The organism is Streptomyces sp. BE303 (assembly GCF_036290945.1).
In the GTDB taxonomy this organism is placed as follows: domain Bacteria; phylum Actinomycetota; class Actinomycetes; order Streptomycetales; family Streptomycetaceae; genus Kitasatospora.
The window spans coordinates 1-229 of the sequence record NZ_JAQYWZ010000340.1 but is presented as its reverse complement, the minus strand read 5'-3'; the positions used below and the strand labels follow the sequence as shown (position 1 = coordinate 229).

The window sequence follows — 229 nt, the reverse complement described above, 5'->3', positions numbered from 1 at the left end:
TGTCGCGCGTCAGACTTTGTGGCAGGGCTTGTTTCTTGCGGGTCCTGCCCTGTGAAGGAGTCTGATCGATCATGGTGAGGCCGCCGGTGTTGCCGCCGGAGGAGAAGGTCCGGATCGTGCTGTCGATCCTGGCCGGTGAGATGACCGTTGCCGAGGCCGCGCGGCGGGTGAAGGTGTCCGAGCAGTCGATCGGGAACTGGAAGCGGCAGTTCCTGGAGTCCGGCCGGGC

General features: G+C 65.5%; 1 protein-coding gene. It reads left to right on the top strand.

The features are described from left to right. Positions 1–71: 71 nt before the first annotated feature. Positions 72–229 (top strand): helix-turn-helix domain-containing protein (locus tag PUR56_RS04575; RefSeq protein WP_329874325.1); only part of this gene is annotated, 158 nt, incomplete at its 3' end.